Raw genomic sequence first — 13,183 nt, 5'->3', positions numbered from 1 at the left:
GGGTGTTGTACTCCGAACGCCCTTGGAAGGTAGGCAAGGTGCTGTTCCGTATCGCGGTGCTGGCGATCGCGGGGCCCCGAAGGATCATCGCGATCGCCGCGCTCGTGATGGTGGCGGCCGCCATCTTCGGCATCCCCGTGGCCAAGAGCCTGTCCGCCAGCGGGTTCCAGGACCCGACCTCGGAATCGGCCATGGCGACGCAAGTGCTGGCCGACAAGTTCGGCCGAGGCGACATGCAGATGATCATCACGGTTGCCGCTCCAGACGGTGCGGCAAGCCCGGATGCCCTCGCCGTCGGCACCGACATCGCTCGACGGCTGAGCGAATCGCCGCACGCCAAGAACGTGACCTCGGCGTGGACCGCCCCCGCAGGCGCCACGGCCAACTTGGTCAGCAGGGACGGGAAGACCGGCCTGATCGTCGCCGACATCACCGGCGGCGAGAACGACGCCATGAAGTACGCGCATACGCTGTCCGATCAATTGGTGCCCGACGCACCGATCGAGCCCGGTGCGATAACGGTGCGGTCTGGCGGGGCCGCCATGGTCAATGCGGAGATCACCGCGCAGTCGCAGCGCGATCTGCTGCTGATGGAGGCCATCGCCATCCCGTTCAGCTTCCTGGTGTTGGTCTGGGTGTTCGGCGGGCTCATTGCCGCAGCGCTGCCGGTCGCGGTCGGCGCGATGGCGATTCTCGGGTCGATGTCGGTGCTGCGGTTCGTCGCCTTGGGCACTGACGTGTCGATCTTCGCGCTCAATCTGGCGACCGCGATGGGCCTTGCGCTCGCGATCGACTACACGCTGCTGATCATCAGCCGCTACCGCGATGAGCTCGGTGGCGGTGCCAAGCCGGACGACGCGCTGGTGCGCACCGTCATGACGGCAGGCCGCACCGTGCTGTTCTCCGCGACGACGGTCGCGCTGTCGATGGCGGCGATGATCGTGTTCCCGATGCACTTCCTGAAGTCCTTCGCCTACGCGGGCGTCGCCACGGTCGGGTTCGCCGCACTCGCCGCGTTGGTGGTCGCACCGGCGGCGATCGTGCTGCTTGGCGACAGGCTGGATTCCCTGGACGTGCGCCGACCGGTGCGGCGCCTGCTGAATCGGCCCGACCCCGTGCCTGCGCCCCTCGAGCAACAGTTCTGGTACCGGTGGACCAAGAGCGTCATGCGGCGGTCCGTCCCGATCGGAGTTGCCGTGGTCGCGCTCCTGGTCCTACTTGGCGCACCGTTCCTTGGGGTCAGGTGGGGATTTCCCGATGACCGCGTGCTGCCGAAGTCGGCGTCTGCGCACCAGGTTGGCGATCAACTCAGGAACGACTTCGCCGACGACTCCGCCACCGCGGTGACCGTCGTGATCCCCGACGCGAACGGTCTGGCACCGCGTGACGTGGACCGCTACGCGGCGGACCTGGCGAAGGTTCCCGATGTGTCGTCGGTGTCGGCGCCGACGGGCACGTTCGTCGGCGGTGCCCGGGTGGGACCCCCCTCGGCGCCGACCGGTGAGGCGCAGGGGAGTGCGTTCCTCACGATCTCCACCTCGGTGCCGCTGTTCACCGCCGCGTCGGAGACTCAGCTGGACCGGCTGCACGCAGTGCCAGGGGCCGCCGACAGACCGGTTGAACTGGCAGGGACCGCCCAGACCAACCGAGACAGTGTCGATGCGATCACGTCGCGGCTGCCGCTCGTGCTGGGCCTGATCGCAGTGATCACGTTCGTGCTGTTGTTCATGCTGACTGGGTCCGTGGTGCTACCGCTCAAGGCGCTGGTGCTCAACGTGCTGTCGCTGACGGCAGCATTCGGCGCACTCGTCTGGGTCTTTCAGGACGGCCATCTGGGGGCGCTCGGAACGACGTCCACCGGAACGCTGGTGGCGAACATGCCAGTGTTGTTGTTCTGCATTGCCTTCGGCCTGTCGATGGACTACGAGGTGTTCCTGATCTCCCGGATCCGCGAGTACTGGGTCAAGACGGAATCCGCCCGGTCGGAGGCCTCGGACGCTGCGCAGGCCCGCGCCGACAACGACGAGAGCGTCGCACTCGGGCTGGCCCACACGGGACGGGTGATCACTGCCGCCGCTCTCGTGATGTCGATCTCATTCGCGGCGTTGATCGCGGCCCAGGCACAGGTCATGCGATTGTTCGGGCTCGGCTTGACGCTAGCCGTGGTCGTCGATGCCACGCTGGTGCGAATGGTGCTGGTTCCGGCGTTCATGCACGTCCTGGGCAGGTGGGTCTGGTGGGCGCCAAAACCGTTGGTACGGCTGCACCAGCGCATCGGGATCGACGACGAACCCAGAACGGAACTCGACGACGCCCGTCTCGTCCTTACGGAGCCGGATCGAACCAACTGGCGCCCCGAATCGTGTTAATTAGATGGACAAGACAAGTGTCATCGCCGGTGTACATGGTGCACTGCCACCTCATCGCTACACCCAAGCCGAGATCACCCAGCAACTGATCGACCTGCCCGTGAACGCGCCGCACGAGGCCTTGATCCGGCACCTGCACAACAGCTCGAAGGTTGCCACACGTCACCTGGTACTCCCGCTGGAGGACTATCCGAAGTTGGCAGACTTCGGACAGGCCAACGACGTATTCATCGACAAGGCAACCGAGCTTGGGTGCGCCGCGTTGCTGGGGGCGCTCGACGAGGCAGGTTTGTACCCAGAGGACGTCGATCTGATCATGTCGACGACCGTCACCGGCGTCGCGGTGCCATCACTGGATGCGCGCATCGCCGCGCGGGTGGGCTTGCGCCCCGACGTACGTAGGGTGCCGATCTTCGGCCTCGGCTGCGTGGCAGGCGCCGCGGGAGTGGCGCGGATGAACGACTATCTGCGGGGAGCGCCGGATGACGTTGCCGCCCTGGTGGCGGTCGAATTGTGCTCCCTCACCCTGCAAACGGCGGATCCGTCCGGGGCCAACCTCGTCGCCGGTTCGCTCTTCGGCGACGGAGCGGCCGCCGTGGTGGCGGCAGGCGCGCGGCGCGCGGATACCATCGGCGCGAGTGGGCCGGACGTGCTCGCTTCGCGCAGCCACCTCTATCCCGACTCCCTGCGGACGATGGGTTGGGACATCGGTGCCTCCGGATTCCAGATCGTCCTCGGCCGCGAAGTGCCCGATGTCGTGGAACGCTACCTCGGCGATGACGTCACCGAATTCCTTGCCGCCCACGACCTGACCGTCGATGAGGTCGGCGCCTGGGTGAGTCACCCAGGCGGACCCAAGGTCATCGAGGCGATCACCGCGACACTCGGGCTGGCCGATGACGCCCTCGAGCTGACCTGGCGTTCGCTCAGCGAGGTGGGCAACCTCTCCTCGGCGTCAGTGCTGCACGTATTGCGCGACACGATCGCCAAGCACCCTCGCAGTGGAAGCCCCGGCGTGTTGATGGCAATGGGGCCGGGCTTCTGCTCCGAACTCGTCCTTCTGCGTTGGCACTGATCGCGTGATCGCCTATGTGATCCTGATCGGGTTGGTCGCCGCCGAACGCGTTGCCGAACTCGTGGTGTCCCAACGCAACCTCGCGACGAGCAAGGCCCGCGGCGGCTCCGAGTTCGGGGCAGGCCACTACCCGGTGATGGTCGTCCTGCACACCGCCCTGCTCGCCTCCTGTCTGGCCGAAGTCCTCGTCCTGCACCGTCCCTTCATCCCGATTCTCGGCTGGTCGATGCTCGCCGTCGCGGTAGCTGCGCAAGGCTTGCGGTGGTGGTGCATCACCACTTTGGGCTGGCAGTGGAACACCAGGGTGATCGTCGTTCCCGGCGCGGCGCGGGTCACCGGTGGCCCCTACCGCTATCTGTCGCACCCCAACTACGTGGCCGTCGCGCTGGAAGGCGTCGCCTTGCCGCTGGTGCACTCCGCCTGGATCACCGCGTTGGCGTTCACCGCGCTGAACGCGGCGCTCATGATGGCGCGGATCAAGGTCGAGAACGCCGCACTGGCAAGCCTGACGTGATCGACCTGATCGTTGCGGGGGGCGGGCCCGCCGGACTGGCCACTGCACTGCACGGGGTGCGGGCGGGTCTGGAAGTGGTCGTGATCGAGCCTCGCAGCGGCGCCATCGACAAGGCCTGCGGGGAAGGTCTGATGCCGCACACCGTCGCCCAGTTGGACCTTCTCGGCGTCCGGCCGCAGGGAAACCCGTTGGGCGGCATCACGTATCTCGACGGTCGGCGGTCGGTGAGCGCATCGTTCCGTTCCGGTGCCGGGCGGGGCGTGCGCAGGACCGCGTTGCACGCCGCACTCGCCGACGCCGCGAACGCGGCAGGGGTGCGCGTCATCCAGGGCGAAGTCGACGACGTGACCCAGGACGCGGAGTCGGTACACGCCGGTGGGCTGCAGGCCCGGTACCTCGCCGCGGCCGATGGACTGCATTCGCCGATCCGCCGGACGATGGGTCTCGAGGTTCCGTCCGGCGACACGCGGCGGTGGGGTATCCGCAGGCACGTGCATGTGGCGCCGTGGACCGATCACGTCGAAGTGCACTGGGGCCGCGAGTCCGAGGCCTACGTCACTCCCGTCGCCGATGACTGCGTTGGCATCGCCATCCTCACCTCCCGTCGGGGCGGGTTCGACAGTCACTTCGGTGATTTCGCCGCCCTCGCGGACCGGGTGAAGGGTTGTCCGCATGACCACGATCGGGCCGCCGGCCCGCTGCGGCAGAAGGTGCGTGCCAGGGCTGCGGGCAGGGTGCTGTTGGTCGGGGATGCCGCCGGCTACGTCGACGCGTTGACGGGTGAGGGTCTCGGGATCGCCTTCGGTGCAGCCGAATTGCTGGTGGGCTGCGTCGTCGGCGACCGGCCCGGCGACTACGACCGCCAGTGGCGTCGGATGTCCCGCCGCTACCGCCTGTTGACGGCGGGCCTGTTGCGGGCCAGCACGCACGCGTCGGTGCGCTCGAGGATCGTGCCAGCGGCCGCCGCGCTGCCCGCCGTCTTCGCCGGGCTCGTCAATCAGTTGGCCGAGTAGGCCAAAGGCCGTGTTGCTATTGACCTCTGACCAACGTTCTAGCACCATCCGCAGCATGACCCGAACTCTTGGCATCCGCTGCGGCGCCGCCGTCTTGATCGGCGCCGCAGCGCTGCAGCTCGCGGCGTGTGGCACCTCGACCATCAAGCCCGACGGCGCCGCGCAGTCCGTCGTCGACCTGGTATCGGAGAAGACCGATTTCAAGCCGACCGACGTGACGTGCCCGGACGGTATCGAGGCGAAGGTGGGTCAGGAGTTCGACTGCAAGTTCACCGGCCCGGACGGCAACTACTCCGCGCACATGAAGGTGCTCAAGGTCGAGGGCGAGCAGGTGTTGTTCGACATCAACACCAAGCGGGTCGGCTAGGCGTCAGGCCCCGGCGACGAGCTGGGGCTTGACGCGGTCTTAGCCTCGCCCGGACTGCACAAAGCCTCTTGAATCTTGGGGCGCGCCTACGTTGCCCAGGTGGTCATACCGTAGCTGCCACTTCGCCCATCACGCCCCAGTCACCCGCGCGTAACGCCCTTTGGGCCGGAGCACCGAGCATGGTCCCGGTCCGCACTGCCTTCTGCACCGCAGTGCGGTTCTCGGGATGGTGGCCGAGGATGACTGCTCCGATCACGCGGTCCTCGAACAGTACGAGTCGTCGATACGACGGGATCGCCGGACGGTCGACGACGATGACCTGATCGCGTGACGTTGCGTGGGTGCGGCCGATCGAAAATAGGTCAAAACCAACGTCTTTCAGGATCATCGCGGGCATCTGTGGGCTGACGACCGAGTTGCCGCCGAGCGCGTTGACGGCAGCAACTCGTGCCTGTTCGGCCGCGGTGGGCCATAGCCCCAACACACGGCCAGCGTGCTCTGCAACATCTCCGGCGGCGAACACGTCGGGAACGCGGGTCTGCATTCGGTCGTCGACCAGCACGCCATGGGCGGCCGGCACGCCCGCATCGCGGGCCAGATCGACGTTCGGACGGATACCGGTAGCGGCGAGGAAGACCTCGCACGGCAAGACGCGGCCGTCGGTCAGCACTGCGCCGGTCACCGCGGATGGGCCGCAGACATGGGCTGGTTCGGCCCCAGTTGATATCTCGATCCCAGCCTTTGCGAATTGATCGGCGACAAGCTCAGAGCACCGTGGGTCGACGTGGCGCCCTAGCAGGCGCGCGCCCCGTTCGAGCACCGTGACCCGTAAGCCGAGTCGGTGCAGCGCGACGGCGGCCTCCAGGCCCAGCAGTCCGCCCCCGGCTACCACGGCGCGGCGGCAGCCATGTTCTTGAACGTAAGCGCGGATGTTCATCGCGTCTTCTGCCTTGCGCAGGACGAAGCTGCCGGGACGGCTCAGTCCGTCGATCGGCGGAACGTCTGCGCTGGCGCCCATCGTGAGAATCAACCGGTCATAGCGCAGCGTCTCGCGTGTGCCGAGCAAGACTTGCTGTGAGCGCAGATCGATCCGGGTGGCCACTGTGTTCAGCCACGCCGTGACGCCGTGCTCGGCATTCCAGTGCTCGGGCAGCAGATGCAGGCCAACCATCGCCGAACGGCCGTGCACGAGCCGGGAGATCCCCATCCGGTTGTATAGCGAGTGTGGCTCCTGCCCAACGATATGGATCTCGCAGTCCGGGTGACCGCGGCGAATGAAATCGGCGGCGGTCACCCCCGCGATGCCGTTGCCGATCACCACGACACTGCCGATGGACCGGTCGTAGCGGGTTGGCCTTTCGCTGTGCTCGACGCCCGGTTCGGGGCTCATCGAAACGCGCACCACGCCGCTGTGGACCCTGGCCCGACACGCCATCCGCGTGGACCTGCCATGGCCCAGGCGCTGTAGCGTGTCGAGTTCGTCCTGCTCGGGAGGCGACAGGTTGGACATGCCGTCCAGGACTGCGACGGGGTCGGATCCACAGATGCCCATGCGGCAGCCCGCTTCGATCGGTTGCTCGTGTTTCTCGGCGATCTCCAGCAGGCTCGTGCCGGCGTCGGCGGTAACCAGATTGCCGTGCGGTTCGAAACGCACCTGCACTCCGGTTACGGAGCGAGGCGTTGCGCGCAGCGTGGGGGACCTCAGCAGGATCGGCTCGGATCGCACCCCCGTGGTGTAGGCGAACTGAAGCTCGCTCACCCTGGTGCGCGCGATCCACAGCAGCGTCAGTACGGCGATCGTGGCGGTGATCGGCCACCGCAACCAAAGCGCGTGCAGATCAGTGATCTGCTCGAGCGTGCTGACCAAAGCGGGGGCGGAGAACCAGTAGAAGATATTCAGCGCCGCCGCCGAGCATGTGATCGTGAGCGTGGGCGGGCTCAATGCCGACATGCCCTCCAGCGCGAAGAACACGCCCACGCTTACCAGGACGAAAAGGCTTAGCATCCCGTACTTTTGCGGTTGCGGGGTGTCCAGGCGAGCGGCCAGGACGAAGAAGCCGAGGACGAAGCCGGGCAGCGCCGCGGCGAAGAGTTTGCGTGGTGCACTCCAGCGGGGATCGGGGTCCGCCAGGTCGGCCTGGTATGCGGCGCGCGGCTTGAAGTCGTAGCAGTTCTTGGCGCAGCCGACGCACGTCGGGCAATGACTGTTGGGCACCGTGAGCAACGGGGTCTGCCCGTACGCGCGCTGCAACGGCAGCAGCGGACAGAAACTACTACACCAGCCGCTCTTCCCCTTGAAGACGGCACCGCCCGCGAAGGCCACCGCGACCACCGCACCGAGCACGACGCCCATCGCGGTCCCGTTGTCGTCCAGACCAGAGAACCTGGCCGCAACGATCCCGAAGAACAACAGCACCGCGATCGGGTAACTGCGGTTGCGCAGCCAGTCCGGCACGGTGCGGTCTCGGCCAAAGCCCAGCACGCGGGGAATTTGATTCGCGGCGGCCAGCGGACAGATGTTGCGCCACACTCCGGGCGCCACGAAGATCAGCAACGGGAACAGCGGAACGATCACGTGGAAGAAGGCGAACAGGCCCGCCGCGGGGCGAACGAACAGCATGGCGATCACCGCGAGGTAGCCCGCCATGCTTCCGACGCGGATCACTTGCCAGACGCGCAGCGGGATCTTGGTCGGCAGCTCGGTGTAGGTGGGGAACAACTGGCGCTCACCCGTGGAGTCGATGCCGAGCACCCGCTCGGCCACCGCGAGGACGGGCGACCGGCGCGCGGCGTCGGTCAACGGCGACACCGCAACCCTGCTGGGCTGCGCATGTATCACCACAACAGGACCTCCCCGCCCGCTGGGTCGGGCCGACGGGTGGTCGTGACTTCCTCGGCTTCGCCGACGCCGTCAGTTGCTCGAGGAAGCCCGTCATCGACTCCCTTGTCGTCGACGCGACGTCGGAAGGGGACGACCACGCGACTCGTCGATTCCTGGTTTCCGACGGGCGGTTCACTGTGAGTGCGACGAAACGACGCCCCCTCGTTGGTGGACATTTGTTCCCCCTGGCTGGTGATGTGGGTAAACCTGGTTACTGAAAATTCTCGATTGCGTGCCTACGTATGTCGCCAGTAGTCGACTACTGCAATTCCGCTGCGCGAACTACCTACGTCCTCAAGGGGGTCGTTGGTCGTTGCGGACCTGCACATGGCAGCGAGTCATCGAGCGCCTGACCAGTCGTTGCGGCGAGATGCCTCTTGGACGAGCTGTACCCGCGAGGTGAGTCCGAGTTTGGTGTAGACGTGGGTGGGATGGGTTTGCACGGTGCGCGGTGAGACGAGGAGCCGTTTCGCAATGTCCTTGTTGGCGAGACCGTCGGAAACGAGGCGGAGGACGTCGCGCTCCGCGGGGGTCAGCGATGCCCAGCCCGTTCGTGGGCGTTTGCGTTGTCCTTTGCCCCGCTGCGCGTAGGCAATCGCGTCCCGGGTGGACAGCGCGCAACCCTCGGCGAATGCTTCGTCGAAGTCATTGTTGCCCATTACATTACGCGCTGACTGCAGCGAGAGTTCATGGTCAGCGTCGTGGACCTTGAAGCGGACCGTGCCCATCCGTCGACGGATGCTCTCGGCGGCGCCGAATAGGCGCGCGCATCGCGGGTGGCTGCCGCGAGCGCCGGCGATGGCGGCCAGACACTCGAGTACGTCGGGAATCCCGAGATTCGCCGCGAGACTCGCGGCGAGAGCGAGCGCCTCGTGGGCATCGCGGTCGGCGAGGTCAGGCTCGTGCCCGGCCATCTCGACGCGGGCGCGGGTGGTCAACGACAGCACGCGATGCCACCCGGCTACGACCGAAACGGACTCGTCCGCCCAGTGACCAGCCGCCAGCAGATCGCCGCGTGCCAGGGCGACCTCAGCGAGCAGAAAGGCGTGCATGTGCTGGTGCGTCGGGACGGGAGTCAGTTCCTCCCATGCCGCGCGGCTGGCGGCATCGGCTCCGGCAACATCGCCCGCGGCCAGCGCCGCGACGGCCGCCACCCCGTTTGAGTTGCCACGCCACAGCGCACCGAGCTCGGCGACAGCCGGCATCGCCTCGGCGAGGCCGGCCTGGGCCCCGGCCAGGTCGCCCTGGTACACCGCCGCTTGCGCCTCGCAATGGACGCTGAGCACCCACCAGATCAAGTCGTGGTCTGCCTTCGTCCCGTCCATCGCCGCGCCGAATTGCGTTGTAGCTCCAGCGAAATCACCGGTGACTGTCTGCGCCCAGGCGGCCCACGTCCGGCACTGGCGCGCAACGAACCGGTCACCGATGGCGTCGGCGACGCCACCGCCTTCTTCGGCGGCCGCGCGTGTTGCGATCGGGTCCCCGGCCAGGAACCCCACGTTCGCCTGCCAGCCGAGGATCTGACTGAGTCGCCACCGGTCGCCCACCGCGCGGGCCAATTCAGCCACCTCGCCGAAGTACTGCTGAACCGGCTCGCCGTGATGGGCGGCGACAATGCCGCGGGCGGTGAGTGCGCGGGCGAGGAGCCCGCGATCGCCACACTCGCGGGCAATGGCCAGCGCTAGTTCGGCCTGGTCCGCGCGTTCGGTGCCCATCGCCCAGCTATGGAGCACGGCTCTATCGGCGAACGCGCGAGCCCGGACCGTGGACGCCACATCGCTGTGATGTTCGCCGTCGGTCAGGACGGCGTCAAACCAGGCCAGCCCCTCGCTAGCGCGACCGAAGGCAAGCCACAACTGCTGCAACGACGACGCCAGGATCAGCGCCACCTCGGTACTGGAGCTTTCGCGGCTCCAGGCGAAGGCGGCCCGAAGGTTGTCCATCTCTCGTAACGCTCGCATGAGGCCCGGCTTGTGGCCGCTCTGCGCCGGGGTGTCCACCAGAACCGCTAGGAGCGTGTAGAAGTCGCGATGGCGGTTGCGTACCTTCTCTGCTTCACCAGACTCGCCGAGCTTCTCGAATCCATACTGGCGCACCGTTTCCAGGAGCCGATACCTGGTATAGGTCTGGTGGTCGTCGGCTACCACCAACGATTTGTCGATCAGCATGGTCAGCAGGTCGAGGATGTGATCAGGCGGTGACAGTAGCGCGTGCGACCAGTCGACCGACGCCCGCAACGTTTGTTGACGGGGTGCCGCGGCGCGTGCGCCACCAGTCAGGAGAAGGAAGCGGTCGTCCAGGCCATCGAGGACCTCGGTCGGCGACAGGACGCGCACTCGCGCCGCAGCGAGTTCGATGGCCAGCGGCATGCCGTCAAGGCGCCGGCAGATCTCGGTGACAGTGGCCCTGTTCGTGTCAGTAAGGCTGAACGCGGGCCGCACCAGACGGGCTCGCTCGGTGAACAACTCGACCGCTTCGTCGATCAGTGACAACGAAGGCACTCGCCAGGTGACCTCGCCGGCGACGCCAATCGGCTCCCTGCTAGTCGCTAAGACCTTCATGTTCGGGCAGGCGCGCATGAGGGCGCTGACCAGCGCTGCGTTGCCATCGAGCAGGTGCTCGCAGTTGTCCAGCAGCAGGAGCATCTGTCGATCACCGACAAACCGCAGCACGGTTTCCATCCCAGCGCGACCACGCTGATCGGCTAATCCGAGCGCGCCAGCAACCGTGGCCGCTACGAGATGGGGGTGTGAGATGGACCCGAGATCGACATGACACGCTCCGTCTGCGAACCCGGTCGCCATCTTGCAGGCAACGTCCATCGCCAGACGCGTCTTGCCCGCACCGCCCGCTCCGCTCAGGGTTACCAACCGGCTCACGGCGATCAGCCGTCGCACGTCGTCGACTTCCGCCGCACGCGCGATGAAACTGGTCAGCGGCGCCGGAAGATGCGCAATATCAGCGGCTTCTTGCGTCTGGAACGGCTGAAACTGTCGGGCGGACAGGCTCCTAAGCAGCGGCAGCGGTTCCAGGCACAGGTCAACCTTCGGTGCGACCCGCGCGGCGCCAACGTCCGTCGGTGTCATGATCGTGCGTGAAACAAGGAGGTGAGATGGTGGGGCTTGTTCATCGAGTTCCTCGTTTGCTGCCCAGCAGACTTCGCCGTGCCGGGATACGGCTTGGTTCGATTCGAGAATCCGATGTCCGCCGGAGTGCGAACGTCGGCCACAGTGGGGGATGCTGTCGGTCGCCATTGGGTTTCAACACCGTTTCACGGCCTGACTGCAAAGTGCGCGACGGCGCATTACTTTGGCGGGTATGGCTTCTGCGGCGACCGTGGTGAACGGTACGGCCACGGGGAAATCCGCTCGTAGGGAAAGGATTTCCATTCGCCGGATGATGGTGGCCAGCGCCAGCGTCGCTTCGAGCATCGCGAAGTGGTCTCCGATGCACGATCGTGGACCGGCTCCGAATGGCAGATATTGCCAGCGGTCCCGTGTTCTCGAGTTTGCCGCCGTGAACCGGTCGGGGTCGAATACCGATGGGTTATCCCAGAGTTGAGGGTCGCGGTGCACCGCATAGACGCCGGCGATCAGCGTGGTGCCACGCGGGATTCGGTAGCCGCCGACGGCGAGGTCTCGCATCGCCATCCTGCCAACCGCGGCGGCCGGCGGGCACAGGCGCAGGGCTTCGTGCAGCACCTGAACCGTGTATGCCAATCGGGGAACGTCATCGGGGGTGAGGTCGCGGTCCCCGAGCTCGGCGACTTCGGCGGCGACGCGTCGCTGCAATTCGTGATGACGCCCCAACGCCCACAACGCGTAACCCAATGTCGTAGCGGTGGTGTCGTGGCCGGCCACCAGGAACACGATCAGCTCATTACGGATCTCGTCATCGGAGAGCCCACGACCTGTCGCCGGGTCGGTGGCCGCGATCAGGGCGTGTACGAGCGGTGCCTCAACGGTGGGATCGGCGCGGCACGCCTGCAGAATGTCGCCAGCGAGTTGGTGCAGGGCGGCGGCGGCGGCTCGGGCCCGTCGCCGCGCCGGTGTCGGTAACCACCGCGGGGTGCGCAAAGGCCGCAAGGCGCGGTCAGCGATATAGGTCAATGCGACCCGCACCGGTTCGGCGACCGCATCAGCGTGCTCATCGAGGTCCAGCCCCAACACCGAGCGGCCCAATGCCCGCAAGGTCAGCCGGCGACATTCGGCGTCGAGATCGATCTCGCCGTCATTGGACCAGCCTGCGGCGATGGTGTCGGCGGCCCGAAACATGTCGCCGCCGAACGCCTGAACGCGTTGCTTGGTGAAGACTGGCTGTAGTGCTCGTCGGCGCGGAAGCCACGGTTCGTGCGTAAGGTCGAACATGTTGCCGCCCAACAAATGGCGCATCTCTTCGTGGACGATCATCTTTTCGACGAACGCTTCGGTGCGGCCCAAGAAGTCGCGGATTCCTGCCGGCGAGGTGATCAGCACCACCGGCGTAACTAGCCGCTTCGGACCCAAACCGACACTAGTCACCGGGCCACCCGAATCCCGCAGTGCCTCCTGCCCGGTGTGAAGAACCCGCAATGCCCTCAGACGTTGCCAGTAAGGCAGCGGATTGCGTGGTGGCAGCGGCAAGGACGCCACGTCGACCGATTGGACGGCTGTGTCCGACATTGCGTTACCCAGGGAAGTCATAGTCGGTCCATCTCGCGCGACATCCGCGCCAGCCCGAAGTAGTCGGGTTCATGGCGCGGCCGGGGAAGACGCGGCTGTGTCAGCACGCTGAGGATGCGGCCAAGACCGGCCCGCCCGGTTATGTCCAGCCACCGGCGGTGAGTCGGTGTGGCTGACGTCGCTTCGGTGCTGAACGCAACTTCGTGCCGGGAAATGAGAACCGGGGTTGGCGTCGGTCGCCTGGCGGCGGCATTTCGCAGAACTGAGACGACGCCTGGCCTCCCCAGCGATGCCGGTGTTATG

Annotated in this window: 9 protein-coding genes; 5 read left to right on the top strand and 4 right to left on the bottom strand. The window is 66.6% G+C overall.

All coding sequences use genetic code 11. The annotated features are described in order from the left end of the window. Positions 1-38 precede the first annotated feature (38 nt). From HNP02_RS01780 to HNP02_RS01760, 5 genes are read left to right on the top strand one after another with little or no spacing between them, the layout of a single operon-like run. Positions 39-2,369, top strand: coding sequence for an MMPL family transporter (locus tag HNP02_RS01780; protein ID WP_184433723.1), 2,331 nt, complete (start codon positions 39-41; stop codon positions 2,367-2,369). A 4-nt stretch (positions 2,370-2,373) separates the two neighbouring features. Next, complete coding sequence (locus HNP02_RS01775) at positions 2,374-3,444, top strand: type III polyketide synthase (protein WP_184433720.1); 1,071 nt, start codon at positions 2,374-2,376, stop codon at positions 3,442-3,444. Between the two features lie 4 nt (positions 3,445-3,448). After that, positions 3,449-3,958 carry an isoprenylcysteine carboxyl methyltransferase family protein gene (locus HNP02_RS01770; RefSeq protein WP_184433717.1) on the top strand — a complete coding sequence of 170 codons (510 nt, stop codon included), beginning with the start codon at positions 3,449-3,451 and terminating at the stop codon, positions 3,956-3,958. After that, positions 3,955-4,971, top strand: coding sequence for an NAD(P)/FAD-dependent oxidoreductase (locus tag HNP02_RS01765; protein ID WP_184433714.1), 1,017 nt, complete (start codon positions 3,955-3,957; stop codon positions 4,969-4,971). The genes HNP02_RS01770 and HNP02_RS01765 overlap by 4 nt, the downstream gene beginning before the upstream one ends. 55 nt (positions 4,972-5,026) lie before the next feature. Further along, positions 5,027-5,338, top strand: coding sequence for a DUF4333 domain-containing protein (locus HNP02_RS01760; RefSeq protein WP_184433683.1), 312 nt, complete (start codon positions 5,027-5,029; stop codon positions 5,336-5,338). 103 nt (positions 5,339-5,441) lie between these two features. Here the strand turns inward: HNP02_RS01760 and HNP02_RS01755 are convergent, their stop codons facing one another. The 4 genes from HNP02_RS01755 to HNP02_RS01740 all read right to left on the bottom strand — a co-directional run bounded on the left by HNP02_RS01755 (position 5,442) and on the right by HNP02_RS01740 (position 12,880). Then, the gene (locus HNP02_RS01755) at positions 5,442-8,180 is read right to left on the bottom strand and encodes an FAD-dependent oxidoreductase (RefSeq protein ID WP_184433712.1); all 2,739 of its coding nucleotides are present in this window, start codon (positions 8,178-8,180) and stop codon (positions 5,442-5,444) included. Continuing rightward, complete coding sequence (locus HNP02_RS01750) at positions 8,174-8,395, bottom strand: hypothetical protein (protein ID WP_184433709.1); 222 nt, start codon at positions 8,393-8,395, stop codon at positions 8,174-8,176. The genes HNP02_RS01755 and HNP02_RS01750 overlap by 7 nt, the downstream gene beginning before the upstream one ends. Before the next feature lie 162 nt (positions 8,396-8,557). Next, on the bottom strand, positions 8,558-11,305 hold the full coding sequence (locus HNP02_RS01745) for a LuxR C-terminal-related transcriptional regulator (protein WP_184433706.1): 2,748 nt from the start codon (positions 11,303-11,305) through the stop codon (positions 8,558-8,560). 174 nt (positions 11,306-11,479) lie between these two features. After that, the gene (locus HNP02_RS01740) at positions 11,480-12,880 is read right to left on the bottom strand and encodes a cytochrome P450 (protein ID WP_184433702.1); all 1,401 of its coding nucleotides are present in this window, start codon (positions 12,878-12,880) and stop codon (positions 11,480-11,482) included. Positions 12,881-13,183 lie beyond the last annotated feature (303 nt).

This window comes from Mycobacterium sp. AZCC_0083 (genome assembly GCF_014202335.1).
Taxonomy (GTDB): Bacteria; Actinomycetota; Actinomycetes; order Mycobacteriales; family Mycobacteriaceae; genus Mycobacterium.
Note: the sequence above shows the minus strand (reverse complement) of the source record. Positions and strands in the feature narration are given on the sequence as shown.

What these genes read in the sequence shown, in the direction of transcription:
- HNP02_RS01775 (WP_184433720.1), top strand. Translation starts at nt 2,374, where the DNA reads ATGGACAAGACAAGTGTCATCGCCGGTGTACATGGTGCACTGCCACCT.
- HNP02_RS01760 (WP_184433683.1), top strand. Translation starts at nt 5,027, where the DNA reads ATGACCCGAACTCTTGGCATCCGCTGCGGCGCCGCCGTCTTGATCGGC.
- HNP02_RS01750 (WP_184433709.1), bottom strand. Translation starts at nt 8,395, where the DNA reads ATGTCCACCAACGAGGGGGCGTCGTTTCGTCGCACTCACAGTGAACCG.
- HNP02_RS01745 (WP_184433706.1), bottom strand. Translation starts at nt 11,305, where the DNA reads ATGACACCGACGGACGTTGGCGCCGCGCGGGTCGCACCGAAGGTTGAC.
- HNP02_RS01740 (WP_184433702.1), bottom strand. Translation starts at nt 12,880, where the DNA reads ATGTCGGACACAGCCGTCCAATCGGTCGACGTGGCGTCCTTGCCGCTG.